General features: G+C 33.6%; 32 protein-coding genes and 1 riboswitch. Of the genes, 2 read left to right on the top strand and 30 right to left on the bottom strand.

All coding sequences use genetic code 11. The annotated features are described in order from the left end of the window. Positions 1-44 precede the first annotated feature (44 nt). The 5 genes from ACMA47_RS21320 to ACMA47_RS21300 form a co-directional block, all read right to left on the bottom strand. Positions 45-659: a class I SAM-dependent methyltransferase gene (locus tag ACMA47_RS21320; protein ID WP_413931400.1), complete on the bottom strand. Its 615-nt coding sequence runs from the start codon at positions 657-659 to the stop codon at positions 45-47. After that, positions 656-1,249, bottom strand: a complete 594-nt coding sequence (locus ACMA47_RS21315) for a hypothetical protein (protein ID WP_413931399.1) — start codon at positions 1,247-1,249, stop codon at positions 656-658. The genes ACMA47_RS21320 and ACMA47_RS21315 overlap by 4 nt, the downstream gene beginning before the upstream one ends. Next, a complete protein-coding gene (locus ACMA47_RS21310; protein WP_413931398.1) occupies positions 1,239-1,709 on the bottom strand; it encodes an RNA polymerase sigma factor in 471 nt (156 codons plus the stop codon). The genes ACMA47_RS21315 and ACMA47_RS21310 overlap by 11 nt, the downstream gene beginning before the upstream one ends. Continuing rightward, a complete protein-coding gene (locus tag ACMA47_RS21305) occupies positions 1,709-2,560 on the bottom strand; it encodes an alpha/beta fold hydrolase (RefSeq protein WP_413931397.1) in 852 nt (283 codons plus the stop codon). Before ACMA47_RS21305 ends, ACMA47_RS21310 begins: the two co-directional genes overlap by 1 nt. A gap of 218 nt (positions 2,561-2,778) precedes the next feature. Then, positions 2,779-3,453, bottom strand: coding sequence for a DUF4919 domain-containing protein (locus tag ACMA47_RS21300; protein ID WP_413931396.1), 675 nt, complete (start codon positions 3,451-3,453; stop codon positions 2,779-2,781). Between the two features lie 219 nt (positions 3,454-3,672). On the opposite strand from ACMA47_RS21300, the gene ACMA47_RS21295 reads away from it, so the two are divergent. Then, entirely contained in the window at positions 3,673-3,888 is a 216-nt protein-coding gene (locus tag ACMA47_RS21295) for a hypothetical protein (RefSeq protein ID WP_034696179.1), read from the top strand. 59 nt (positions 3,889-3,947) lie between these two features. Here ACMA47_RS21295 and ACMA47_RS21290 read toward each other — a convergent pair whose 3' ends face one another. After that, positions 3,948-5,240 carry an MFS transporter gene (locus tag ACMA47_RS21290; protein ID WP_413931395.1) on the bottom strand — a complete coding sequence of 431 codons (1,293 nt, stop codon included), beginning with the start codon at positions 5,238-5,240 and terminating at the stop codon, positions 3,948-3,950. A gap of 112 nt (positions 5,241-5,352) precedes the next feature. Next, positions 5,353-6,105, bottom strand: coding sequence for a DUF3575 domain-containing protein (locus ACMA47_RS21285; RefSeq protein ID WP_413931394.1), 753 nt, complete (start codon positions 6,103-6,105; stop codon positions 5,353-5,355). Positions 6,106-6,274: 169 nt separating this feature from the next. Here ACMA47_RS21285 and ACMA47_RS21280 point away from each other — a divergent pair, with 169 nt between their 5' ends. Next, a complete protein-coding gene (locus ACMA47_RS21280) occupies positions 6,275-8,359 on the top strand; it encodes a TonB-dependent receptor domain-containing protein (RefSeq protein WP_413931393.1) in 2,085 nt (694 codons plus the stop codon). A gap of 193 nt (positions 8,360-8,552) precedes the next feature. Here the strand turns inward: ACMA47_RS21280 and ACMA47_RS21275 are convergent, their stop codons facing one another. From ACMA47_RS21275 to ACMA47_RS21165, 23 genes are all read right to left on the bottom strand, one after another. After that, positions 8,553-9,551, bottom strand: coding sequence for a T9SS type A sorting domain-containing protein (locus ACMA47_RS21275; RefSeq protein ID WP_413931392.1), 999 nt, complete (start codon positions 9,549-9,551; stop codon positions 8,553-8,555). A gap of 134 nt (positions 9,552-9,685) precedes the next feature. Next, entirely contained in the window at positions 9,686-10,333 is a 648-nt protein-coding gene (gene ribB, locus ACMA47_RS21270) for a 3,4-dihydroxy-2-butanone-4-phosphate synthase (RefSeq protein ID WP_413931391.1), read from the bottom strand. 94 nt (positions 10,334-10,427) lie between these two features. Then, positions 10,428-10,553: riboswitch (FMN riboswitch) on the bottom strand. A 150-nt stretch (positions 10,554-10,703) separates the two neighbouring features. Beyond that, positions 10,704-11,057: a DUF2200 domain-containing protein gene (locus tag ACMA47_RS21265; RefSeq protein ID WP_413931390.1), complete on the bottom strand. Its 354-nt coding sequence runs from the start codon at positions 11,055-11,057 to the stop codon at positions 10,704-10,706. Positions 11,058-11,066: 9 nt separating this feature from the next. Further along, entirely contained in the window at positions 11,067-11,843 is a 777-nt protein-coding gene (locus ACMA47_RS21260; RefSeq protein WP_413931389.1) for an alpha/beta fold hydrolase, read from the bottom strand. Positions 11,844-11,973: 130 nt separating this feature from the next. Further along, positions 11,974-12,807, bottom strand: coding sequence for a hypothetical protein (locus ACMA47_RS21255; protein ID WP_413931388.1), 834 nt, complete (start codon positions 12,805-12,807; stop codon positions 11,974-11,976). A gap of 636 nt (positions 12,808-13,443) precedes the next feature. Next, positions 13,444-13,947: a DinB family protein gene (locus ACMA47_RS21250; RefSeq protein WP_413931387.1), complete on the bottom strand. Its 504-nt coding sequence runs from the start codon at positions 13,945-13,947 to the stop codon at positions 13,444-13,446. 36 nt (positions 13,948-13,983) lie between these two features. Further along, positions 13,984-14,367, bottom strand: coding sequence for a 5-carboxymethyl-2-hydroxymuconate Delta-isomerase (locus ACMA47_RS21245; protein ID WP_413931386.1), 384 nt, complete (start codon positions 14,365-14,367; stop codon positions 13,984-13,986). A gap of 130 nt (positions 14,368-14,497) precedes the next feature. After that, the gene (locus tag ACMA47_RS21240; protein WP_413931385.1) at positions 14,498-16,108 is read right to left on the bottom strand and encodes a serine hydrolase; all 1,611 of its coding nucleotides are present in this window, start codon (positions 16,106-16,108) and stop codon (positions 14,498-14,500) included. Between the two features lie 97 nt (positions 16,109-16,205). Next, positions 16,206-16,985, bottom strand: a complete 780-nt coding sequence (locus ACMA47_RS21235; protein ID WP_413931384.1) for a hypothetical protein — start codon at positions 16,983-16,985, stop codon at positions 16,206-16,208. Between the two features lie 4 nt (positions 16,986-16,989). After that, positions 16,990-17,217, bottom strand: a complete 228-nt coding sequence (locus ACMA47_RS21230; RefSeq protein WP_413931383.1) for a hypothetical protein — start codon at positions 17,215-17,217, stop codon at positions 16,990-16,992. Continuing rightward, positions 17,190-17,492, bottom strand: coding sequence for a hypothetical protein (locus ACMA47_RS21225; protein WP_413931382.1), 303 nt, complete (start codon positions 17,490-17,492; stop codon positions 17,190-17,192). Before ACMA47_RS21225 ends, ACMA47_RS21230 begins: the two co-directional genes overlap by 28 nt. Before the next feature lie 13 nt (positions 17,493-17,505). Next, the gene (locus ACMA47_RS21220) at positions 17,506-18,021 is read right to left on the bottom strand and encodes a hypothetical protein (protein WP_413931381.1); all 516 of its coding nucleotides are present in this window, start codon (positions 18,019-18,021) and stop codon (positions 17,506-17,508) included. 1 nt (position 18,022) lies between these two features. Continuing rightward, on the bottom strand, positions 18,023-18,814 hold the full coding sequence (locus ACMA47_RS21215; protein ID WP_413931380.1) for a hypothetical protein: 792 nt from the start codon (positions 18,812-18,814) through the stop codon (positions 18,023-18,025). Positions 18,815-18,835: 21 nt separating this feature from the next. Continuing rightward, complete coding sequence (locus ACMA47_RS21210; RefSeq protein ID WP_413931379.1) at positions 18,836-19,375, bottom strand: dihydrofolate reductase family protein; 540 nt, start codon at positions 19,373-19,375, stop codon at positions 18,836-18,838. A 141-nt stretch (positions 19,376-19,516) separates the two neighbouring features. Next, positions 19,517-20,275 carry a hypothetical protein gene (locus ACMA47_RS21205; RefSeq protein ID WP_413931378.1) on the bottom strand — a complete coding sequence of 253 codons (759 nt, stop codon included), beginning with the start codon at positions 20,273-20,275 and terminating at the stop codon, positions 19,517-19,519. Between the two features lie 73 nt (positions 20,276-20,348). Beyond that, the gene (locus ACMA47_RS21200; protein ID WP_413931377.1) at positions 20,349-20,990 is read right to left on the bottom strand and encodes a hypothetical protein; all 642 of its coding nucleotides are present in this window, start codon (positions 20,988-20,990) and stop codon (positions 20,349-20,351) included. 103 nt (positions 20,991-21,093) lie between these two features. Then, entirely contained in the window at positions 21,094-21,648 is a 555-nt protein-coding gene (locus ACMA47_RS21195) for a hypothetical protein (RefSeq protein ID WP_413931376.1), read from the bottom strand. A gap of 30 nt (positions 21,649-21,678) precedes the next feature. Further along, complete coding sequence (locus ACMA47_RS21190) at positions 21,679-22,038, bottom strand: hypothetical protein (RefSeq protein WP_413931375.1); 360 nt, start codon at positions 22,036-22,038, stop codon at positions 21,679-21,681. 255 nt (positions 22,039-22,293) lie between these two features. Continuing rightward, entirely contained in the window at positions 22,294-22,953 is a 660-nt protein-coding gene (locus ACMA47_RS21185; RefSeq protein ID WP_413931374.1) for a DUF2461 domain-containing protein, read from the bottom strand. 17 nt (positions 22,954-22,970) lie between these two features. Then, positions 22,971-24,173, bottom strand: a complete 1,203-nt coding sequence (locus tag ACMA47_RS21180) for a hypothetical protein (protein ID WP_413931373.1) — start codon at positions 24,171-24,173, stop codon at positions 22,971-22,973. Positions 24,174-24,245: 72 nt separating this feature from the next. Continuing rightward, positions 24,246-24,842 (bottom strand): SMI1/KNR4 family protein, encoded by a 597-nt coding sequence (locus ACMA47_RS21175; protein ID WP_413931372.1) that lies wholly within the window; start codon positions 24,840-24,842, stop codon positions 24,246-24,248. Between the two features lie 12 nt (positions 24,843-24,854). Next, positions 24,855-25,949: a hypothetical protein gene (locus ACMA47_RS21170; protein ID WP_413931371.1), complete on the bottom strand. Its 1,095-nt coding sequence runs from the start codon at positions 25,947-25,949 to the stop codon at positions 24,855-24,857. Between the two features lie 88 nt (positions 25,950-26,037). Next, complete coding sequence (locus tag ACMA47_RS21165) at positions 26,038-26,547, bottom strand: YegJ family protein (protein ID WP_413931370.1); 510 nt, start codon at positions 26,545-26,547, stop codon at positions 26,038-26,040. Positions 26,548-26,583: the final 36 nt, after the last annotated feature.

Below are 26,583 nucleotides of genomic sequence, written 5' to 3'. Positions count from 1 at the left end.
AATGGTTGGAAATCTAAAAGTAAATAAAAAATACATACAATTCATTACAACTTTTTAAAACTGCAGAATACAAAATTTTGAACCGTTTCAAAAGGAGTGGTGTGATCTTCAGTAATACACTGTACTTTTTTAAAGCTTTTTTCAAATTTTTCTGATAATGATTCCTCGTCATACTGCTGAATATCCAATCCACTGCATTTCGTAGGACCGTTTTTCGAAAAAGTTCCGACAATCATAAAGCTGTTCACATTCTTTTCTGCGATATCGATGTATTTTGAGACCTGCTCCGAAGTTGTAAGGAAATGAAAAGCAGCTCTGTCATGCCAGATGTCATAGGTTTCTGTAGGTTCGAAGGTCGTAATATCTGTGACAATCCATTTTACTTTACCGGCTGCATCTCCGAGTCTTTCCTGTGCCTTTTCCAGAGATTTGGCAGAAATATCAAGTACTGTAATATTTTCATATCCTTCTTCAAGAAGAAAATCAACAAGATTGCTGTCTCCACCACCAATATCAATGATGCTGGCATCTTTTCCCAATCCTGAAGAAAGGATAAAGTCAAGCGAGGTCTGTGGTTTTTTCTGGGTCCAGCTTACCTGATCAGGATTTTTGGTTTCATATACATTTTCCCAGTGGTTTTTGTTGTCAGAAGAAATCATGATTCTTTTAATTGATTATTGATCTCCTCAAATTTATTAATTAATTCGTTAAGTTTTCCCTGTTGTTTCTTTATGGTTCGTGGTCTCAGGTAAAACCAGTTGAAAGCGATCCATGTACATGTTATAGCATACGTTAGAATACCAAAACCTAAGGCCATCCTCGATGTGTATTCATACATATACAAACAAATTCCCAGAAAGAGCATCATAAAATACAGATTGAGTATCGTTGTCTCCATCAATTTCTGTTTGCTTTTGACCATGTATAAACTTTGAAGATATTCACTGTTCGATTGGGTCTGATCAATCTTATAAAATACCATAAACATTTTATTATAGGCCAGAAGAAAGATTACCATAGCCAGAATAACAAGTACAATTCCAATTTTTGTAGTGATCATCTGAGGCTGGTAAATGTACCAGATAAAAGCAATTAATATGGAGGTGGTGATTAAAGCCACATTCGCGAGAATCAGCTTGCGAAGATTCTGGTTTCTGAATTTTTTCAGTTTTCCGAGAAGTTCTTCCAGATTGGGTTTGTTGGAAGTCTGCTGCTTCCAGATATTTTTGAAATCGATATTAGTATCCATTGTCTTTAAACTTTTGTGTTAGTTTTTCTTTTATCCTGTGAATCTTTACCCTGATATTAGACTCTGAAAGTCCTACGATATGGGCTATTTCAGCCTGTTTTATCTCTTCCAGTTCCAATGAAATAATAATTCTGTCTGTTTCATGCAGCTCTGAAATAAACTGATAGAGCATTTGAATCTGAGGTTCCATAGATTCCTGTTTTTTTTCTTCCAGGTTGATGGGTAAATCTGTTTTGGTAAATTTCTTTTCCTTTTCAATCTGTCGGAGACAGTTGTTAGAAGCGATTCTGAAAATCCATGTTCCTACGCTGGATTCATTCCTGAATTTCGGGAGCTGCTGCCAGACAATAATAAATGTCTCCTGAGCAAGATCCTGAGCGAGTTCAGTATCATTCACATATCCCATGCATAAACGGAATATCCTTTGCCAGTAGAGTTCGTATATCTCTTCAAAAGCCATTATTTCGCAGATAAAAATTGAGTAAGCTGGTTAAAATACCAATCTTTATCATCGTACATAATGAAATGTAATCCTTTTGAAGCATACTGCATATTGGCATTCTTTAAATTTTTGTACTGTCCTTCAATAGTGGGTTTAAGGTTTACAAAAAAGGATTCCAGAAGAATAAGGGAAGGGCATTGGATGTTTTTTATTTTTTCTCTGAGATCGGTATTATAAAAATCACAGTACATTTTGGCAAATGTTTTTCGGTCAGATTTCATGCTCCAATTGATCACGGTTTCCTGCATCGAAGTATCTGCTAAGAGACGTGGCATAGCCTGAGCCTGCATTTTTCGGAACTGCTCATCATTCATTGCTGTTAACTGAGTAATAGTAGCTGAGCAGTCATTGTTTTCTTTAGACGTAAAATTAGGATCAGATAAGGCTGCCAGACAGGGAAGTGTGTCTACAATGATGATTTTACCTACAAGTTCAGGATAGTCGGCTGCGATAGCCAGAGCAAGGCCACCTCCCATACTGTGGCCGATAAGAATAGGTTTGTCAATTTTATTATTTTTGATGTAAGCCGCTATTTCTTTTTCCCAGTCTTTAAAGCTGGCATCTGCCTGTGGTTTTGCTCCTGCAAATCCAGCCATTGTTAAAGTATAACAGGTGAAATCTTTTTCAAACTTTGCCGTGGTTTCGTTCCATACATCTCCTGAAGAAGCAAATCCCGGAATGAAAATTAACGATTGATTTCCTTTTCCTGTTTTCTTTACTTCAAACGGATAAGTTGTTTGTTGGCCGAATATATTGCATACCGCTAAAAAGAATAACATGATGATTAAAAGGAATGTGAATTTTTTCATGATTTCTAAAGTTTTAAAGTTTATTTGTCTTTTAGAGACGAACCTTTAAAAAATGTTACACAAGATTTAATCTTTTTTTGAAAAAAAATATTTCTCCTCCTTCCAAACCCTTTTGTTTAGGGTAAAATCATATGAAATTTATTTTTATAAAAATTGATAACGGTCATTTCTGAATAGTAAAAAGGTGATGAAATAATGAATAAAATATCAGAAAATTATTAATCTAATATCTTTCCATAGAATCTGCTGATGTCAAAATAAAAACCCGGAACTTTGTATTTATCCTTTTCAAATTCCTGGTAATCACATTTCCCTTTCAGACTTTGTGATTTTGTTTCCATTTGAAACCTGTTCAAAAGAACATATTCATCTGTTACAGAAACAACGTGAAAGCCTGTTTCACAGGTTAGTCCATCACCCGAGGTAAGAATGGCATTTAATAATCCGTGGAAATTTCCTGCAATTTTTTCAGCAGTGGTGTCATCATTATTCAAATGATATAAATAAGCGAGATAATTCATGGCCCTAAGATCCAGCGGGTTTTCATCCAATGCACCTAAAAATAACTGGATTCCCTTTGAAAGATCTTTTTGTGAAATACCTTCTCCACGATAATATTTGGCAACTTCTTCTGACTTCTTTCCAATTTTATAAGGTTGATAGTCTTTTTGAAAGGTATATCCGAAGTAAAGATGACGGTATTGATTACTGGTAAGAAGCGTATCGTTCTGCTTTAACCTCTTTAAAAGTTTCGGATAATAGAATTCTGAATTTTTATTCTCAATATTTTTTTGAATTTCCGCATAATCCGGTGCTTTAAATTCCATTTTCTGACCATGCAGGAAAGTAAGCAGTAGTAAAAAGAATAAAGAGAAAAATGCTTTATTATTCATGGTTTGTATAAGGTTGTTACAATTTTTTTTCGAGGTTAAAAATACGAAATATGCATCAATCGAATAATATCGACTTACTATTTGTAAAAAAAATAATAAAATATTATCAAAGTGTTACTTTGTGTCAATAAATTTACTAACTTTATTCGGAATTTGAGATGTTACCCCTAACATTTGAAGGGGTGAATGGAATTTTTAACTAAAAAACTATAAATATTAATGAGCAGTAGTATCCAAGATGAATTTAAAGTCTTCAAAGACGAATTAAGAAAGTTGAATATCGAAGTACAGAAAGTTGTAAAAGTAGGAAACGGTAGTATGGATTTCCACGAGGTTTTCTACAAATCACCGAGGTATGAAGAGGTAAAAAGTATATACGTCCAGCGTCATAATCTGGATAGTATGATTGAAAAATTTAAACAGGCCTATCATTAAAAAATAGAACGAGCGCCGCAGATTTTCTGCGGCGCTCGATTTTTATATTATTTTTTATATTAATCTTTATCCAGTGTAGAGGTTTTCCTGGTGTCTTTCATTCCAACATAAACAACCAGAGAAAAAAGAATACAACCGGTAATGTACCAATAAAAATATTCTTCAGATCCTATCTTTTTAAACCAAAGCGCAATATACTCTGCGGTTCCTCCAAATACAGCTACAGTAATAGCGTAAGGTAAACCTACACCAAGCGCTCTGATTTCGGAAGGGAAAAGTTCTGCTTTTACCACAGCATTAATAGAAGTGTATCCGCTGACAATAATTAACGCTGCCATAATCAGGAAAAATGCAGTCCAAATGGATGTAGTTGTACTCAATGCTGTAAGAAGCGGAACGGTACATAAAGTTCCCAGAATACCAAAACCTAAAAGAAGCGGTCTTCTTCCGATCTTGTCAGATAATCCACCAAAGACAGGCTGAAGACAGGCGAAAATAAATAACGAAATGAAAGAAACTAATGTAGACTCTTCCTTCGTAAGATGTACCGTATTCACGAGAAATTTCTGCATATAAGTTGTATAGGTATAAAATGCAAGGGTTCCTCCTAAAGTCAATCCCACAACGGTTAGCAGAGCTTTTGGATGTTTCAGAAGTTCTTTTACTGTTCCTTTTTTCTTTTCGCTGACTGCTTTTTTATTCTCAAAAGCTTCTGTTTCGTGAAGATTCGCCCGAAGATATAATGCAATAATAGAAAGGAGTGCTCCAATTACAAAAGGAATTCTCCATCCCCATTCTTCCAGCTGAGCTTCAGTGAGTAATAATTTTTGTAAAATAAGCTGAATTCCCAATGCTATAAGCTGCCCGCCAATCAAAGTGACATATTGAAAGCTTGAATAAAATCCTCTTCTGTCTTGTGTCGCCATTTCGCTGAGATAAGTTGCGGAAACTCCATATTCACCGCCCACACTTAATCCCTGAAGTAATCTTGCAAGTAAAAGTAATAACGGTGCTAAAATTCCTATAGATTGATAGGTAGGAGTAAGGGCAATCAATAAAGATCCGAAAGACATCAACAAAACAGAAAGTGTCATTGCTTTTTTTCTTCCGATTTTATCAGCAATACTCCCGAACAGCCATCCGCCGATAGGACGCATAAGAAAACCTACAGCAAATATTCCTGCGGTATTCATCAGTTGTGCATTCAGATCAGAATCCGGGAAAAATGAATGGGAAAAATAAATGGCAAAGGCTGCATACGCATACCAGTCATACCATTCAACAAGATTTCCGATAGATCCGCCTATAATGGCTTTGATTCTTTGAGCTGTGGTGATAGCCGTTGAGTTCATACAATGTTATTTTCCTGAAAAGTTTTTTAATAATGGGATCCAAGATACAAATTTCAGAAAAAAGCAAACCGCTCTGGAAAAGAACGGTTTAATAGTATATAAAAGTGAGTTTTTAAAACCTATATCCAATGGAAAGCCCACTTCTGAAGCCGGCCCAAGGTCCGTCTACTTTTATTCTTGCGCCATTGGCATTGGTTTCTACTGTATATTTTACAAAAGGAATATCCAGGTTTTCAATTTCTTTTTTAAGCTGTGCCTGCATATCCGGTGTAAGTACATAATCTGAAGTCATAGTAAAATCTCCTTTTCCGCTTCCATAGTGTGCTCCTGCGATCCAGAAATCCAATACAAGATTCTGGTTTCTGGTAAGAAAGAACTGTACTCCAACCATCAGACCACCACTGTTTCCTTTGGTATCTCCATGCCCTTTAAGTGGAATTGGATAAGTGACTCCATTCGGGCCGTTGTAATCATAATAAAAATCAAAAGTATTGGAAGTAACACTTGAGTACCGGTAATAGGGTGCAAAATAAAAACCTTTTCCATAGCCTTGTCCAATATAAAACCTTGGTTCTATTGTAAAATTAGTCGCTTTTACTCTTAAATTCTGGAATCTTTTTTCATCTTCATCTTTCAGAAAAGCATTGATAAAAGGTACTTTTCCTTCTGTCATCGTTCCAAAGCCAATGTTCACAGAAAACCATTGGTTGATGGCTCTTTCATAAGACAGATTGATATTTCTGAATGCATAAGCCGTGACATTGGTCTTGATGATATTCATTTTCTCTGCCGGGCTGTTCTGAATTTCCTGAGCTCTCATAAAAGAAAACAGGAAGCATGGAATTAATAGGACTGCTTTTTTCATGACTTTATATTTTGTGATGTAAAAAATACCAGCAAAAAACGGGCTGGATTTAACATAATAATCAAAGTTTTTAAAGAAAACAGATTGATCATTTTCTAATCTGTTTGCTATTACAAATGTAACAAACATTGAGAATTGATTGTTCTAATTGTATAATTCATCTTCAGACATGAAAAAAACTATATATACCATTTTCTTTCTTTGTGGCGTCTTTATGTTTTCACAGGAGAAGAAAAATGATACAGTGGATGCAGTGGCTACCCAAGAAATTCAGGAGGTTATTTTGAAATCTCAGCGTAAAAAACAGTTTGCAGACAAAGCAGTTTATACCTTTGATAGGGAGGCTCTGGAGAAAGCACGATACGCAAAAGATTTACTTCGTACTCTTCCAGAATTACAATTGGATCCGGTGGCCAATACCATTACCAGTACGAAGGGAGGAACTACGTTATTTCTTATCAACGGGATTGAAGCTACCGATATGCAGATCCGAAGTATTGCACCCAGTGAGGTTGTAAAGGTAGAGTATTATGATATTCCACCTGCAAGATGGGCAACAAGAGCAGATACGGTAGTGAATATTCTGACAAGGTCTACAGAAACGGGATATGTTTTTGGGGCTGATGTTTCCGCAGCTTTGAATACAGGATTTGTGAATGGTTCTGCCTACGCAGACTATACAAAAGGAAAGAATAATTTCGGACTGGAATATTCCCTGAATCTCAGAGATTATAATGACAGAAGGGTTAATAGTATCTATGACTATGAGCTGAACGGGAAGCATTACCGGTCTGATGAAAATAGAAAAGATCATTTCGGATATACTTTCCAGAATATTGCGTTACGATATACCAGACTTGTTCCTGATGATTACGCTTTTCAGGCTAAACTGAATATGGATATTTTCAGCAGGTTTTCAAAAGGAGTAGGGCAGAGTATTTTTACTGAGGATAATCTGAATGAAGAGCACAATATGTTCAAAAATAATGGTTCAGATTATGTGATCCCAAAGTTGGATCTTTATTATTCTAAAAAGATTGGGGAAAAAGATGAGTTGAGCATTAATGTTGTAGGTTCTCATTATACTACCAATACTACAGAAACGGCCAAAGAATGGATTGTAGGTTCAGGATTATCGGTATATGATAATGATATGGTATTGAAAGCAAAGCAGACGAGTCTGGTGGGAGAACTGGCGCATATCCATGATTTTACAGCAGGAAAGCTTTCATCCGGATACCGTATTTCAAGGTCTTCTATTTCCAATGATCTGAATAATCTTGCCGGATATTCTCAGTACAGTGTCAATTATCTGGAACAGTATTTATACACTGAATTTGCAGGGAAAATGGATAAATTCAGTTATCGTATTGGAGCTGGCCTTACCAATATTCACAACAAAAGTGCAGAGAATGTTTTTGATGAATGGACTTTTACTCCAAAAATTATCCTGGCTTATCAGGTTAAAAATAATCAGAATCTTCGCTTTACAGCAAGCTATAATCCGGTAAGTCCCTGGAGTAACGCTTTAAGTAGTAATGTGGTGCAATTGGCTCCTAATATTGTTCAACGGGGAAATCCTTTTTTAAAATCCCAACAGGTCTTTTCTAATAATCTGACCTATTCTTTTAATAATAAATATTTTGATTTCAATGCAGGTTTATTTTACCGATATACCAACAGAGTGATCAATCAGTACTACGTTCAGGATGAGGTATTGAATGGATATGCACTGACTTATGAAAATGGAAAAAATGCTCAGAGATATGGAGCTCAGTTAACAGGATCCTATAAGCCTTTTGGGAATAGTCTTCTTGTTATCAAAGCTGTGATTACACCCACTTCTGAAACGGTAAGAACAAGTAAAGGTGCTTTGATAAAAAATAATTATTTAGGAAATTACTTCTCACTTTCTTCAGAATATAAATCTTTTTCCGTTCAGTATCAGTTTAATATTCCGGTGTATAGTCTCAATGGAGCATTCCTTAATACGAATGAAAATCAGAATAATATTTTTGTGAGCTATAAGCATAAAAACTGGACATTTTCCACAGGAATGTACTGGATAGGAATGCCTTCAGAATACAAAACGAAAAGTTTACCGGAAAGTCTGGTAGATTATAAAATTCATACACAGATTATGAACAATAAATCGATGTTTGTATTAGGGCTGAGTTATGATTTCTCGAAAGGAAAAAAGACAGAAATTCAGCGAAAGCTTAATAACGAAACAGCTCCTGCAGCTACTTTTTAAGAGTTGGTTTTAGGTGGAAAGAGGGAAGTTGGAGGATGGGAGTTTATATTGTGCAGATGATCATTTAAGATTTTATTTATTAAAAAATAGCATAAATTAAACTCTATTTATTCTTAGACTAAAATAGCTTCCAACCTCCATCCTCCTGCTTCCTTACAAAAAAATCCCGCTCATTGGAGCGGGGATTTTTTTATTATTTCTTGATGAATTTTGTATTCTTTGTTTCTGCAGCATTTTTTCCACTGATTTCAATGAAATAAGATGCTGGTGGAAGATCTGAGATCTGTATGTTTCCGGATTTTACATCTGAAGTTTTAACCAGTTTACCATCCAGACTGTAAATATTTGCTTTGGAATAATTATCCGTATTTCCTTTGAAACCGATAAAATCCTGAGCAGGGTTTGGATAAACCACTAAGTTTTCTTTTTTTACGGCATTGTTTACGGCCAGGAATGTTTCACTTAATGCAAATGTAGTTTTTACATTCTGGTTGATGCTCAACAGTGGAATGCTGATGTTTCCGCTTGTAGAATTAAGCAGTGCATATCTGTGAGAAGCATCGTAATAAGAATAGGCTGTATTGACTATTGCTCCGATAGGGTTAGAATAAGTAACATCTAGTGATGAATATAGATTAAGATTCTGTGTGAATTTTACTCTAAGAACATTACTGTATGTTTGATTACCTATAATTAAAGTTCCGTATGCATCAGCAATGGCAGTCATTGTACCACTAAACAGTCCGCTGGCAGAAGATGAGGAGAAAGTACCTTTGGCAGTATCGTTTTGAGCCGGTCCGTAAGTTGTTGGATAATTAATGTGAGTACCGTTGTCCACACTAAAGTTTAAAGTTGCCTGTGGATTTACCATTCCTGTGATTTCCAGTTTAGTAGAAGACGCTTTATAGTAAACTATTGTTGCGCCATCTGCCATTTTAAGAGTAGAACCCGGGAAAGTTGCTATTTCAGTGGCAGTAGGAGTTGAATAGGTTGTTTGTGATGCTGCTCCCATCGTAAGACCTCCATTTGAAAATGTTGCGTTTGGCCCTGTCGCAGAATTGTTTACGGTACCAGCTGTATTATTATAATTGATAACGTTTCCTGAAATAGGGTCATTAGCTGTTTTTGTAAGCGTGATCTGCGCAGAAAACATCGCAGATGCTCCTAATAAAAGGAGTAAAGATTTTTTCATAGTCAAAATTTTTTGTTAAAAATAAATAAAAAATGGTATTCATTTATCAAATTAATGAGTTTTTAGTTAAATTTTTAACAAAAACGCCTGTTGATCGGATCAACAGGCGGTCTGTGCGTTAAAAATGTTAATGTTTAATTGCTTATTACCATTTTACGGTATGCATAAATATCTTCGATGGTCACGACACTCATCCCTTTTTTGATGGCAAAATCAACAATCTCCGGAAGTCTTGCCATAGAACCGTCTTCATTCGTCAGTTCACAAAGTACAGCATCGTCACCCAGGTTGGCCATTTTTACAAGGTCTACGCTGCCTTCAGTATGGCCACGTCTTTCAAATACTCCACCTTCTCTTGCAATCAGTGGGAAAACATGTCCAGGGCTTGCAATATGCTCTGCCTGCGCACCTGATGCTACAGCTGTTCTGATGGTTGTTACACGGTCTTTTGCTGAAACACCTGATTCTACACCCTCTCTGGCTTCAATAGAAATGGTAAATGCAGTCTGATTTTTTGAATTGTTGTTTTCCACCATCGGACGAAGGTTGAGGTGTCGGCTTTTTTCCTCAGAAATACACAAGCATACGATACCGCTGCATTCGCGGATCAGAAGTGCCATGTCCTGTTCTGTAATCGTGGAAGCGGGAAAGATGATATCGCCTTCGTTTTCGCGATTTTCGTCATCTACTAAAAGAATACCTTTTCCCTTTTGTAATGTCTGAAGTGCTTTTTCTACACGTTCTCTGGAGGTAGCTCCGAATTGTTCTAATAATTTTTCCATGTTATTTTACTTTTAAAAGTTAAAATACTCTTCGGTACATGGAAATGAAATACAACGCAACAAGAAAATCCATAAGGAATCTTATTGGTCATCTCATTTTCTTCTCCCATCCAGACTTTAACTGTCGGTTCCGGAATTTCACCAGATCAGTCCCTTCATAAGAAAGGAGTCGCGGACTGTAACCGCCGGTAGGGAATTTCACCCTGCCCCGAAGAAAACTTATACTAAGTTTTGCTGTATGTTGTAATTTAAATTTTTATTTCATTGAATCGTATTTTTAACGCACAGACTGCTAATTTCGGGAAGTTTTTTGAAATGGAGAAGCGTTTTTTATCATATTTAAAGAATGATTCCTTTTGAATTGATATCTTTAGGTTGTTCTTAGTATTTTTTCCATTTTCTTTCCCTTTGCCAATTCATCGATCAGCTTATCCAGATAACGGATATTTCTCATCAGTTCATCTTCAATTTCTTCCACACGATATCCGCAGATGACACCTTTTATCAATGAAACATTGGGGTTGATCTGAGGAGCCTGCTCAAAGAACGTTTTAAAATCAGTTTTATCTTCTAGTATTTCCTGTAATGCTTTTTCATTATATCCGGTAAGCCAAAATATAATCTCATGAACTTCTTCTTTGGTACGTCCTTTTTTTTCAGCTTTTTGAATGTAATGTGGGTAAACACTGGAGAATGCTGTCGCGAAAATTCTGGTATTCTGCATCTTTAAATATCAGATTAGTTTTTTGATAACTCCATCAAGAATAGTATTGAATTCAGTAGGCTTTTCCAGCATAGGATAATGTCCAACACCTTCAATGGTAACATAATCATAGTCTTTTAAATATTTTCGGTTAGCTTCAATATCAGTAGGAGAAGCATCTGAGTTGATAGCTATAACGGGTACTTGAATCTGTTTTGCAAAAGCCTTGAAGTCTGTTTTATATAAAGGCCAGAGTGCATTGATTGCCAATTCAGGTTTGTGCTGAAGAAATTCATGCTGTACCCTTTCTTTTACTGCAAGAGGTGTTCCTTCAGCGAATAAAAATTGAGGTAAAATGTTTTCTACAGTGTATTTGAAATCCTTTCCATATTGAGAAAGCGCTTCTTCAGCCTGTTCTTCGGTAAAGGACTCGTCCAGGTTTTTCAATGTATCAATCAGAATTATTGCTTTGACTTTTGAGATTTTCAATGAAGCTTCCAGAACATAAGCTCCGGACATAGAATGTCCTACAAGAATTATTTCATTTGAATCGATAGCATCAGCCACGGATTTAATGTCGTCTGCATATTTCGCACTCGTCCATTCCTGTCTGGAAGCATCAGATTTTCCATGTCCTGCAAGATCTATTTGTACAATATGATATTGGCTGCTGAAATATTTTTGCTGGTCTGCCCACCATTCAACATTCCCAAGCCATCCGTGGATGAAAAGCAAGGTGGTATTTCCGCTTCCGGATTCTTGATAATGAATTTTCTGACCGTCTGATGATACTGTGTATTTTTCCATATAAAATGAGAGTTTTGATGTATTTTATTTTAAGATTGTAATTTACGAAAAGACCTTTAAAAATAATGATCTGTATTTACTGCGGACTTGATGAATGAAAAAACACTACATTGCTGCAGTGTTTATCTTTTTATTTTTTCTCTTTTGATCGGAGGTTTACTAAAATAATAACATAAGGGGTTCCCAAAAGATCTTTTACTTCACATTTGAAAAAGATGAGGTCTTTTAAAAACTGCTGGTGAGAAACTTCAATCCGATATTCTATTCCTGTGGGCATTGCTTTTGTCGCAAAGCCTTCCAGATTATCTACTTCATAAGCCTTTTCATTTCCCATAAAATGGAAAATTTCCCTTAAAATACAATTCATACTAAAAACAGAAGGAACGATGGGATAGTTTTCAAAATGTCCCTTGCATTGGTTAGGGGTAAAAGGTTCCAGGAGAATACTGAACTGGCAGTCACTTTCGAGGGTAATTTTACCTTTGGGAAGCGCTTCATCATAATATTCTACCGGGGTGTCATTATAATAATCTTTGTAAAAAAGTTTGAATGTATCTTTTGCGATGATATGATAATCAAGTTCAAAAGAGTAAAGTGGTTCTCCGGAATGATGATCTCTTACCATAAGAGAAGATTTACCTTTTCTTTTCGATTCTAAATAGCTTTCACCAACAATGAAAACCGAATCATATTTTTTATAAGAAAGCTGTCTTATTCTCACTTTTTCACCCATAAAATAAATCCGTTCTTTAGATGTATGGGTGAGTAGTCTGTACAAATTGCAGCTTCCCAAAGAAGACAGAATTTTTATGAGTTTCGAAAAGTTCTCATGGCTGAAATCACAGTTATAAATTTTAGTTTCTATGCTGTTGCCATTGAAAATTGTATTTTCTGGAATAGAAATGTAAGGTTGTGTTTCCCCAAGGTAAGGGATGATGTTTTCCATGATGTCTGTTGTTGTCATTTGAATGAGGGTATTGGGTTATTAAATTTGTTTTCATTTGTGGATAACTTTTCATCATTCTATGGAATCATATTTTTTTGAATATCTGCGAATTTGTGCTTGTTGAAATTTCAATGTTCATTTGAGATTCTAACTGAAATTTATAGCCATATATATGTTATTTTAGTTAATGTGTTTTTAATTTGTTGATATCATTAAAGTTATATTTATTAATTCTTTAGTTGGTGATTTGTTTTTAATGCAATTTATAAAAAAATATTCATAATAGATTATGAATAAATGTTCATTATATAGAATTTAAAACAATTGCAGGAGTAGGGTTATGGTAAAAAAAATGTGGATAACTTATCCACAAAAATTATCCACCTGATTTTCTATTGTGGAAATATCACGAAAAATAATATGTTTTGTAAAATATTGAAAAGCAATTAATTGGTGGATTGTTTTGACAAAGTAAAAAACTTATCCATAGTTTATCCACAGGCATACATTGAACATGGAAAAGTTATCCACAACTATTTAAAGATGTGGATAACGGTTAATTTTTAATTTAAATTATTTTAAATCAGTTGTTTAATTGAAGTTAAGTTGATATTGTGAAATTATAACTTAGACTTATCCACAAAATTGTTGACTTTATTGTTTGTCTTTATAAATATTCCAGAAATTAAAATCCGTCATAGGAGCATCCGTGATTCCTATATTTCTTCCCATAGTTACAATTTGTCCTCTGTGATACGTTCCGTGAAGAATAGCATGCTGGATATACTCATATTTGGAAAAATCACACTGAAACCATTGAGATTCTATCTTTACATTTTTTGAAAGATCTTCTTCAGATAAACTTTCCACATAATCTACCAGTTTCTGCGAGTTGTTTTTTATGGCATTGAAAACATCTTCTTTGCTGGTAGTCTCAGTTGTTTTTACAAAATCAAAATCATCTTTTTCAGAAATATGACTCCACCAATATTCCTGAGTTTGCCAGATGTGGTGTAACGTTTTTAAAATTGTCGGAAAACTGGAAATAGTTTCCTGGTTAAGCTGCTCATCAGACTTTGTGGATAACCAGTCGATATATTTATTGACTACCCAATTGTTGTACTGTGCACTTTTGCTGACTAATGTTTTTAAGCTCATATTATTAATGTTTAGTTGTGTGTGTAAAGGTGAATGTTATAAACCAAAATGCCTGTCCTGGTCTGAATTTTCAGGATTGATGAGTGCTTTGTTGCTGTACGTTGCTGCTTCGAAATCATTGATATTGGCTGAAAGAAAAGAAATATCAGGCAGCAATTCTGAAAGCCGGGTACAGATCTGCTTTGAAAGGTTTGCTTTTTGTTCTGTATTGCGCCCCTGCATGATATACCCAAACACATGTAGAAAATTTTTCTTACCTGTGCCTAATTTGTGATACTGATAGGGTTGAAGTCTTATTTTGATGTCATTGGGAGCAAATAGTTCTGTTCCGTTTGCCATTTCGTAAACGGCATCCATTAACTCTTCAGGTGTTCTCTGCTGAAGAATATCCTGCGAACAATCTATTATAAAATGGGGCATAGATTATATTTTGTATTTGATTTTGTGTGAGATAAAAATAATAAAAATAGTAATGGATATTCAAAATAAAAAACCATTCTGAAACAGAATGGTTTGAAAATGTGTATTTTTTACTTTGTGAATACCGATTTTATGGATTTGATTTTTTAATGCTGTATTGTGGTTGTACAGTATTGGTCATGTCAAGAACAATATTATAAATTCCATCTTCATGGATTGGGAAATCATAAGCATCAAAGGCAATACTTTTATTATCGTTATTCAATCCAAGGCTGTATCCCCAGTCATTATTAAACCTGAATTTTAAATTGCCTTTTTTCAATGTATAGTTTTTCAGAAAATAAATATTCGGATTTTTAGGATCTGTCTGTAACGGAATATCTTTTCCATCCCAACCGTTTGGAGTGGCATTTCCAATAATTCCCCAAGTAAGAGTATTGGTATTTCTTTTTGCTGTTTTTACAGTTCCATCCCAGAAATGAATGACCAGAGTATTTATTTTTCCATTTTGATCCGATTGAAACGTACAGGTGAATTTTTCATCCAGCTGAAATGATGTTTTGCTTTTTGGCAACAAGGCATTTCTTGGATAGCTGCCTTCTTTGAAAACAAGTTGTCCATCATTACTGGTGATATAAAAATTTGAATTTTCTATGGAATAAACACCTTCCAGCTTTTTTAAATCTTCCACATTCACTTTTGCAATAGATGGAATGCTATAAGGTTTATTGTACAGTATTTTTTCTACTTGAGGAATAATAAAATCGGAGTGCGAAAGTTCTGAATTGGAAATTAGAATCACACAAATATCATCATCCAGAACTCTGTAATATCTGCTTCTGTAACCAGGTCCGCCACCATCATGACCAATTCTTTTTTTATCAAAATCCGTAGAGATCTGGAAACCTAAGCCATAATGATCTTTAAGATAAGGTGTAAAAGCTTTATCTGTGGTCTCTTTTTTAAGAAGGGTATAGTTCTTTAAAGCTTCATTAAATTTAAAAAGATCTTCTACCGTAGAATACATGGCTCCCGCAGCAAAAGGATGATCGGTTTTGAAGCGCAATGCTTCGTTAGACCTTTTAGCTGATAAAAATTCATATCCAAATGCCTTGTTTTCATCCGTGACATTATTGAAGTTAAATCCACTATGATTCAATTTCAGAGGTTTCAGAATATTATTTTCTATGACCTGATCATAATTCATACCAGTAACTTTCTTAATGATATAACCAAGAATATAATACCCGGAATTGGAGTAATCCCAACCCTTACCAGGGGAAAAATTCAAAGGTTTTGCAGAAATATATTTTAAAAATGTTTCCTCATCTATGGTGTATTCAGAGTTGGTATCATTGGGAATACCTGAAGTATGGGAAAGCAGCTGGGCAATGGTAATGCTGTCGCCTTTTGGAAAGTCAGGATAGTATTTGGAGAGTTTATCATTCAGAGACAATTTCCCTTGTTCTTCCAACTGAAAAATAACGGTTGCAGTAAACATTTTTGTGGTGGAGAAAACTCTGTAAAGACTATTATTGGTATTTTTTTCTTTTTTAGGAGCATTTCTGTAGCCGTAGCTTTTTTCGAAAATAATTTTTCCTTTTTCAGCAATCAAAACAGATCCACTGAACAATCCTGCTTTTTCATACGTTGAAAATAACTGTTCCAGTTTTTGAGATTTCTGTGAAAAAAGAGGATGTACCGCAAGCATTAAAACGATACAGGTGAGAATAGATTTCATGTAATTTTTTAAATAAGACACTTTTAGGTGTGATAATATTACATGAGATTTTAAAAAATATTTACAATTGTATTTTCGTAAGTTTTCTTCAAATTTTTTAATCTAGTGCATCAAAAGGAATTTTATTTTCATCAATAAGTTTGTTTTTAAATTTCTCTGAGTAAGTGTGAGCAAATTTTTCTTTTTCATTTTTGGGAATCCGGAAATAAAGATCCATTCTTTCGTCCCATGCATCATCATCTATATCTTGTTCATTGTCCTTATATCCTGGTCTCTCAACAACTTCCAAATAATGAACATAATGCCCAAATTCATGTGGCAAAGTTCTATAAAGCTGAGTATTTCTAATATTTTGAGGTTGGAATTCTGCTATGAAATTTCTTTTTGTTTCAGTAAAAGTATGACCATCTGTTTTTAACCTTTCAAATTCCTGTTGATCTTCTATCGTCTGTTTTTTTGGCCATGATAATGGCTTTTCTAAATCAATAGCATCCAGAATGATGGCAGGGAAGTATTCATTTTCGAAGTCGTAACTATAAATTAACCTTCCCCAAACCGGTGAAAGTATTTCTTCCTTCCGCTTAGGCTGTCTTAAAATGATATACTTTAATTCTCCATAATCTTTTGCAGGTATGTTCTCTATGATTTTCTGAATATCATTGATGGAACAAGAATGAATTGAGTTTTTACGGGTACTTTCAACTATAAATACAAATTCATGATTGTTGATAAGTCGTATTTCTTTTTGGTAATCAGTAAGCTTTTCATAAAAAGACTTGAGATCACCATAAGGAGAGGAAATTGTCAATTTATTATTTTGGCCATGTCCTTGATTTTTAGTTCCAATATTTCTATTTCTTCGGGTTGGATTATACATTCTTTTAATACCATATTTTTTTTATTTCATCTGTTATTTCACTGGCTTTGGTTTCTGTGATCCAGTTGATAACTCTTATTTCATTGCCATTTTGTATAAAAACAACAGAATAGGTTGAGCCACTCAGAGAAAGATGATAACGAACTCCGAATTTATATTTTTCTACCTGAAAATCTTTTACCTGAATCTGATCAATTTCTTTTTTTAAATAGATTCTGGGACTGGTAAACAATTCTTTTTATATCTGACTGTGATTTTTTCGGGTTCAATGATGAGGATTGTTTTTCCGAAAGTATTCCATAACCAGATATACAGAAATAGTATAAAAAATGCGGCAAAAGGAGTAGCAAATGAAATGTAGTTTACAATAAAAAAGAAACCTTCTGCCTGGATGCTTACAAGAGGAATAATAATCAGGATAATAAGAGAAAGGATACACAAGCCTAACCCCAATATAATGGTTACAGCCCAATTGGTTCTGTTTTTTATTTCAATAGTGGCTGGCATAATCATCTATACTTTAGAGCAAGTTTTTTTCATATAACTTTGTTTTCTCAAGCCCGAAATTGTTTACCCTGACCGTTGGTGAATCCAGCTCCCAAGTTGGAAGGTGAGTCGAAAGCTGATCTTCTAATTTTACGATTCCCGGGGTTACCTTTTGATCAAATTCATAGTTTTTTTCGCTGGTAATAATTTCCAATCCGGATTGTTTTTTATTAAATGGAGAAGGAATAGTAAATGAGTACACAGATATTATTTCATCCCATTTTATAAATTCTGTTCCGCTGTTTTGCTTGAAATAAAATCCATCTTTTGTGTATTGAAAGATTCCATCAAATGTATGCAGGCTATCCATTTCCTTTTCAAATGAATCATAATCTTTTTCTTCAGGAGAATAGAGTTTAGCAATGGAAAATATAAGAATAACACAACAAAGAAAAATAATAGCAAATGTTATTTTTTTGTCGTCATAAACAGGGTAGTTATAAAGGGTCAGAACTAATACCAGACCTGTAGCAGCAATGATTTTTTTCATACTATATTTTTTCAAAGTACTTCCCTTTGAACTGATAACGGATCTTCTTTTCTGTAATTTTAGAATCATCAAGAATTAACGGAATACTGATGATTTTCTTTTTAGGATCATATTGAATATCCAGGTTTTCAAATGTTTTGGTTTTGACAGAGTTATTGGTGTTAGAAGATGCGGAAAAATCCAGTTCATAGCTTAGCTCATTTTGAATTCCGGAGATGGTTTTTATAAGTTTAGCATTGCTGTTTAACTTTCCATTGTCAATAGAAAAAACTTTTACTCTATAGTAATAAAGGGCAGTACTGTATACAGAAATGTTTTGGGTCAGATAATATTTTTTATTCTGTGATACAATATCATTAATCTGATAATAATTGGATTCTGCATCCTGTTCCATATCGCTTTTCAACGTTTCACTCTGTACTTTTTTACCGGATTCGTACTGGAAAACACTTCTGTAAAAACGCATTGTTCCTCCGGTTAGCGTATTCCACGAATAGATTCTAAATTTTCCATCTTCCGAGGAGCTGATAGATAATCCATTTTTTGTAAGTGATTTAAAATCATACTTTAGGGTTTGAGGATTGGATGATGTATAGTGATGTAATAATTTTTCAAATTTTCTATTGGCAGCGTAAAGAGAGTCCTCGGTGAGGATATTCTTGCGGCCTGTATCATACCAGTATTGAATTCTTTGAAAAGAACGGTTGAGTTTTTTTTCAATGACAGAAATATTTTGCCCGGACATCGTACAGGAAGTCACAAGACAAAAAAAGATTCCTACTATTTTTTTCATAATTTGTTTGATTATTTTTATTTAAACCTCATAAATAAGCTGTACTACACCGGATTTGAAAACATTGGTTTTGACCAATTTTAGATTCAGTCTTTCTTTTAAATCTTCAAAAAGAGGTTTTCCTTTTCCAAGAGCAATGGGGTGAACAGATATTCTGTAGGTATCAATAAGATTCTCCTGAATAAATGTTTTAATAAGACTTGCTCCTCCATACAACCAGATGTCTTTTCCTCCCTGGTTTTTTATTTCTGAAACTTTTTCCACAATATCAGAACTGATAAAAACAGCATTTTCATCTTCTCGGTTCTGACTGGAAAAGACAAATTTATTCTTTGAATGAACTGCTTCCCAAAGTTTTTGTTCTTCCACCATTGAATTTTCTTCCGGTTGATAATTTCCCCAAGCGTCATAGCTTACTCTTCCATAGAAAATAGTGTCTATGCCGGAAAGAAACCCATCAAAATCCATATCATCATCCATGATACACCAGTCGGTTTCTCCGTTGGGCCCTTCAATAAATCCGTCTAATGTAGTGGCAAGGTCTAGTATTATTTTTTTCATTTTTTTAAGATAGGTATGAGTTGGAAATAACAATAAAGATAGGAATACCATTGCATTTACAGGTAGCAATTTTCACAGAAAATAAAGGGAAAGTAAGAAAACTTTGAATATCATGAGGCTTGTTTTTCTTGACAGAATAAATTAATCTTTATTTTCGAAATATTTGTCATTGATGCTTCCGTCAAATTCATTAGAAAGGATATTCCCTAATCTGTATCTGAATTTTGTTTTAAAATTACCGGTTAAACGAGGCACAAATACAGTTGCAATTTCTTTGGGTTTTAAAACGAAAAATTGAATACCTACCCCGCAATTATATTTTCTGAAGCCATCTATTTTTTTCCATTGATGATTTTTATCTAAGCCTTCAAGTTCTAGTATCACATTATTGCCAAAACCGATTATGCGCTCCCTTTCTTCTATATTATAAATGGTAACAGGAAATCCATCGTAATACGTTATAATGAATGGAATCTCTTTTGATAATTTTAAACCAGCAGCTAAACTATCCATTTTGATATCATAGTCTAGATTTGATATTTTTGTAGTATCGGTATATGTTTTAATTAAGGGTGTTTTTTGAGATGTATCCACAAAAATTCGGAGATCCTTATACTGACGTTTATTAAATTCTTGATTAAGAGCAATAAAATCCTTGTTCCGATAATTTTTTTTTAAAATTTCACTATACCATTCATTACCCGTATAGCTGAGTGTGATTTTTTTTTCAGGCTGTCCGATGTACTGTATTTGTTTATATCTAAAAAGATTGATGTCTTCCGTTTGTTCTATGGTGATGTTATTTAAATCTTTTTCGTAAATATATTTAGGATAAATCATTTCCTGTGACCATAGCAGACAGGAGAAAAGAATTAGATACACTGTGATATATTTTTTCATCGGTTAAAAGTTTTATAAAGGAATAAAGCCGTTCTTACAACGGAACGGCTTTCAATATATTGTCAACATCAGCTTAGCGATAAGGCAGATTAATTTCTTCAATTTTTGTTCTCAAATCTCCAATGGTGAAGGTTTCTGAATTACATTGAAATTCAGGAATATCGTGTTTGGATAAGAAATCATTTAAATCATCACAATTTTGCAGAATATTAAATTCTTTATTGTCTAGATCTAAAACAATTCCTTTGGTTTTTCCATTGATAGAGTAGGCAAGAGGAGTTAATGCTCCTAACAGTGCCTTCGACCATAAGCCTTTCATGTTTTCTTCAAAATAAATGAATCTTCCATAGTTCAGAACTTTGCAAAATCTTGAATACTGGTCAGGATCATATCCATTATCTTTCTTGTTGGTATATTTTCTATAGGTCTGAAAATACATTTCTCCTTTATGCGAAACAGCTAATGGAATTTTCACCCTTTTATTTTTTTGTTTGAAATAAAAGAATGCTTTTTCCGGCATGTCAAGAGAATCACACTTTTCACAGGCTTTGAAATAGACCTCTTCGGTTGAAGATGGTTTTTTATTTAAAACATCCTCCAAAGTCATATAAACGCCTTCCGGAAAATCTCCTTTTTTGATGGATGAATATGTTTTTTCCTGTGCATTTGTAAGATTGAAAATGCAAAGCAGGAAGGTTAAAATACAAATTTTCATGGTTTTATTAATTTTTCAGCAGAGCAAAAATATAAAAAAGTTAATGGGAAATCCTTATTAGAAAGGTTTTATTCAATGTCATAGAACATAATTCTTAGTTATATTATTTTCTAAACTGTAATGTCTGAATTGCCTTTAAAAGTTCTACCTGACTTTCTTTCTTCAGATTTTTACCATATAGATTGAATCTGATTTTTCCTATTGATCCAGTTTTGAGGCTGTCGATATAAACTCCTGTCATTCCTTTGCCTACTTTTTTGGGCTCTACTATTTTTGCCTTGTACCCATCAATTTTTTTATAGATTATTTTACTTTTGACAAAATCTTCTCTATTTGTATTTTTATCAATGACAATAAATTGTGTTGTATCAGCTTTTGGATTCACTGCTAGAAGTTCGTTGAGATCTTTTCTGTTAATAATCGTGACATTTTCTTCTAATGAATAGGAATAAGGTCCATAATCGTAGAAAATCGAATCATTATTTTTTGTGATGATAATTCCGGCATTACTGTCATAAGCATCCATTTTCAGTTTGCTCCAGTCTTTAGGAGCCTGAAGTTTAAAACTGCGAAAATCCATCGATTTTGTCTTCTGAGAATGATCAGAACAACTCAATACTATAAAAGATGTAAAAATGAATAAGAACGTTTTTTTCATGGCTTTAGCGGAGTATGTTTTATAAAGGGTTTAATATCCCTTTTTTAGCTGTATTTTATTTTTTGTAAATCCTATTAATACATTGTGTTCAATACTATATCGAGTAGAATCCGTTTTTAAAATTATTTTTCCGTTTTCATATTTGCAAACTCCTTCCAGAAATGAAGTAGAACTTCCTGGATTTACAGATTCTGTCATCATAAATGTATGATCGGGTTTGTGAATACTAATATTATAATTTTTTGCATTGTGATGAAAGCTATAGCTGATCCAAATTCGATTTTGGTGTCTTCTGATAGCATTTGGCCAAAGAAAACTAGCGATCACAACAGAAACAACAGAATTGATGATAAACAACAGAGATAATTTTTTTTTTTCTTTGTTATCCACAAAATGCATCCTGCCAGTACATTAATAAAAAATAATAAAGGATAAATTATTACAACAGCAATAGAAATGCTGGGATCAGGATCAATATTGTAGAACCAGATCCAGATGACTAGAAAATCAATGATGGATAAAATTAAAATTTGCAGTATTCGTTTCATTTTGAAAGATAATATTACTTTTTATTGGATTGTTAGATTCAGAATGACATACTGAACTTTCCTGTTCTTATAAAGAGTACATAAAAAACTTCCGGTTTTAAAATAAAGGTTCCCCGTTCATATCCGTGGTCAGAATTTCACTCATATAATCAAAAAAAGGTCTCATGGCAAGTAATGTTTGAATTACTTCTTTTTGAAAGTTGTCCGATAAAACCTCCTTATCTGTAAATTTCCGCATCACAAGGAATTGCTTTTTTCTGATCAGATCAATAGCCGGATGATTTTTATCAAACCCACGAGGTGCTGTTTTTACAGTGTCTCCTTTAAGTTCTCCAAAATATTGTATAAAAGTTTTATCTGAGGTAATTTTTTCAATTTCTGAGCTGCTAATTTCGAATTCTTTACGGATGCGAAGTAAATCTTTGGCTTCAGGTCCCCAGAATCCACCGCCTACAAAACTGTTGCCCGGTTCCAGCTGAATATAATATCCACCTCTCAACATGGGTTTCGAACGGGAATATCCCACTCCGAAATTGGTTTTATAAGGTGTTTTGTTTTTGGAAAAACGTACATCATTGTAAATTCTGAAAATATGGATTCCTTTCAGGTTATCATATTCCTGAAGTTCGGTATAAATCTGATTAAAAAAAACTTTGTTTTCTTTTACAATGACATCGTATTCAGATTTATGTCTGGCAAACCATTCCCGATTGTTATTTTCTTTTAAATGGGTGAGAAATTCAAATGCTTTTTTCATGTTTTTATTAAGTGAGGTTATGCTTGTTTCCATTGCAGTTCAATATATTTTGTACAGTCGTTTTTCATATCATCATATCCATCAAGTAAAATGGCTGAACCTCCTTTTTTTACTACTTCCTGTACTATTTTATAAGTTTCTTTCGCTCCATCAGGATCTTGACCTACTAAATCAAAAATAATATTTTTTGTTTTTGAAAGAGCAGCGTATAAAGTTAATAAGCGCCTTGGATTGCCTGCAAGGGTATTAACCTTTATTTTTTTATTTATCCACTCCGTTTCATAAATTTTTGTTGCATAGGGACTGACTGGGTTGGCGTTCTTTCTTAAATATTCTCCCACAGTCATAGGATAAAAAATGTCTCTGAAATTTGATTCTCTGAAATGTTCAGCAAAAGTCATCTTTTTGTGGATGATAATACTTTCATGGTTTGTTTTACCACAAAATAGATCTTTGAGGAACATTTTTGTTTCATGAAAATGTGATCCGTTGAAAAGATTTATAATAATAATTTCCCCTTCATTGAGTGTAAATGGAGGAACGTAAAACATATCTGTTTGTATTCCTTTGTTTTCGATGAGTATTTGGGCGTTTTTTATCCAGCCAAGCTTGTCAAATAATAGTTCTTCATATTCTTTATTCCCCTTAATAACTTTAATAAGATTTTCAGCATTGTCCGGGATATTAGTGATATGATTGAGCTTATTTCTATATTGTAATTTATAATGATAAAGCTCAATTAAATTGGATGTGTTATTGGCTCTTTCTAAAATAGTATGATGCAATTGATCTGCTTCGCCATTTTCTTTTAGCTTTAGCCAATATATCAAATTAGAAATCCCTATACGCTCGATGATGTCTCCTTTGTTGAATTGATCAGTAAGGTAATTGGCAACAGCTTTAGTTCCAAATGCATTCAGACAAGGTGTTAGAAATATCCTGTTGAAACTAGAATCTTTATAATGTATTGCCGTTATTAATAGATGCTCAAATAGCTCCCTGCTGAAGCTGTCGTATAAATAAAGTAAGTCAGCAACAAAATATTTTTCTGAAATTTCAGAATCACTTCGAAGAAGATTTATTAATTCAGCTATTTGTTGATCCGATAAATTTTGATTATTTGCTTTGAATTCAGTTAAGACTTCATTCTCCCGCTCATAATCAGAATCAAAGTATTTGCCAATGATTTTATATTTTTCGAGGGCAGCTTTAATTTCCATAGTTTATGATTGGTTAAAGAGCTTAATGTATTGGTCCGAGTGGGAAAATTTTAAACTAAAATCAGTTGTTAACTACCCAATTTTTTTGTTCCAGAATGAGCTTGTATCAATTTTCTTTTTTTCAGCATGACGAATTGGGAAAATATCTTTTGCAATTCCTTTTGACAAATTACCGCCCCAGAATATAATATCATCACCAAACATTGAAAGAACAGTTTCTTCATGATCCAGTATTAAAAACCGATGTCCTAAATAGGGGATAATTGGAGGCACATTTTGGTTGTTCATAATATCTTCCGTCACACGGTTGGCTTCCATGGTCAGTTTAATTCTTGCTTTTATAGTGGGAATGTCATCAGGGTATGAATAAAATTTAGGACCAAAATCAATTTCCCCTTCGCCACCATTATTATCTATTCCAGGTTTGTCAAGACCATTCATCGTTCTGTAATAGTTTTTTAATGACTCCGGAAAGGTGATGTTCAGTTGGTTCTGGAAATCTTCTAATTCATATTCTGACAATCCTTTTTTCCATTTGCTTCCTTCCTGAATCTGGAATCCCCAGCATTCCATCAGATCTACTTTCTGCCAATATCTTTCACTTTTCTTTTTTATCCATTGAAAGCTTGAAATGGAATTGTTCAGTTTTTTAAATTGTCTTTTTTTCATTTACAAAAGAAATTATTTAATTCTATTCAGGGTTACTACATTTTGATGGCCTCCAATTGCCTCGAAAGCTTCATTCTGATGTTGTATTTCAGACCATCCTTTCTTAGCAAGCTCTGTTCTGATTTCCTCCTCTGATTTATCTTTTAAGAGATGATAAAATGTGAAATCAACAACTTCTGGCGGTACTCTTTCAATGACATATTTTGTAAGTATAGAGGCTAGTTTAAAATAAACAAAAATACCTGTTAGTCCAAGTTGTATAATCCAACTAATAATCCATCCAATCCACCCTGTATTGATTTTATTTACTATAAAACCTTGTGAAAGTTTTATTCTTAAAAAATTCCACAATCCGATTCTTTCAAGGTTATTGGTATTCAGAATTATTTCATACTGAAAATATTCATTTGAAACATATGTTAGCACAATCATTCCACCTAGTAGATATAACAGTTTGTTAAAATCAGTATAATTTGAGAATTTAATTAAATATTTCATCACAAAAACAAGAGCTGTTGCTACAAGAAACTCAAAAAGACCAATAAAATATAGCCCTTTTATGGAAATACATGCTACCAGAAATCCAGTAATCAGGGAAATGGATATACCGCCAATAATTGGCAGTGTTATATGAGGGATTTTTGCTGGTGCTGGTTGGGGAAGAGTTTCAGGGATTATATAGTCATCCCAGTTGTTTTTCTTTTCTACTTCCTTTTCGAGATCCTTAAGCGCTTGCATATTGAACGTTTTTAAGGTTTCCTGATAAGCATAAATAAATAGTTTAACTCTTTTAGAGTTTTTTCCATTATCCCATATTTCGTTACCTAAAGATTCGCTTTTTACCAAGACCCCACCATTTTTATAATTTGCTGTAATAATTTCCGTCCAGCGTTCATTTATCCAGCCTGTATCTTTATATTTTGCTTCGATACTGTGGTCATCTTTATAAACGATATCCCAGCCTAATTTTTCAAATGTTTTTTCTGCGATGGCAATGAAAAGTACTTCGTTGACAAATGTCCTGAATTCTTCTTTATATTTAGGAGTGAAACCAATGCTGTGTTTTCTGGTTATTGTTTTTTCGTGATTTTTAAAAATATTTTCCATTTGTAGTTTTCGTATATTGCTATTGGGTTAATAGTTTTGCGGATAAATTTAAATACAGAATTAAAGATGGTAAGAAGCAGAGATATTTTTATTCGTTCTCAAAAATAAAACCATTTTCTTTATCCATTTTTTCGCGTTCGTCCTGTGATATTCTTTTCCTTAGAACTCTGGTCGTGTAAGCTCCTTTTACAATATTTTTATCAATGTACATCCAATCTGTAATATTCTGAGGATTAATTTCAATTGTATCTCCCAGTTTTACTTCTGTTGTTGAAATGGGATCTCCATCTACAATTCCATAGAATTTATTATCAGAATATTGAACTTCGCTTATCCAGATATGTTCACCTCCGGAATCAGAAGTGGTAAATCTTTCTTTTAGTGCAAAGTTATAATAATCAGGGTTTTGGCTTTCTATTGCTTCTTTGAACTTGTATAATGATTTCTGAGCATTTTCTATGGCTGTATTCATTTCAAGGTCTTCTCCTTGCAAAATATGAATATCAGGTTCATTGTCTCTTTTTACAACTTCATCTTTTCTTTGGCAGCTTATTATTATAAGACCTAGAAGAAGGTAGATAGGATATTTAAAATACATAATTTAATCTGATCATTTTTATTCACGTTTCTTAAT

The organism is Chryseobacterium sp. T20, assembly GCF_047345655.1.
Classification (GTDB): domain Bacteria; phylum Bacteroidota; class Bacteroidia; order Flavobacteriales; family Weeksellaceae; genus Chryseobacterium.
The sequence above is the reverse complement of the archived record's forward strand: the minus strand, read 5'-3'. Positions and strand labels throughout refer to the sequence as shown.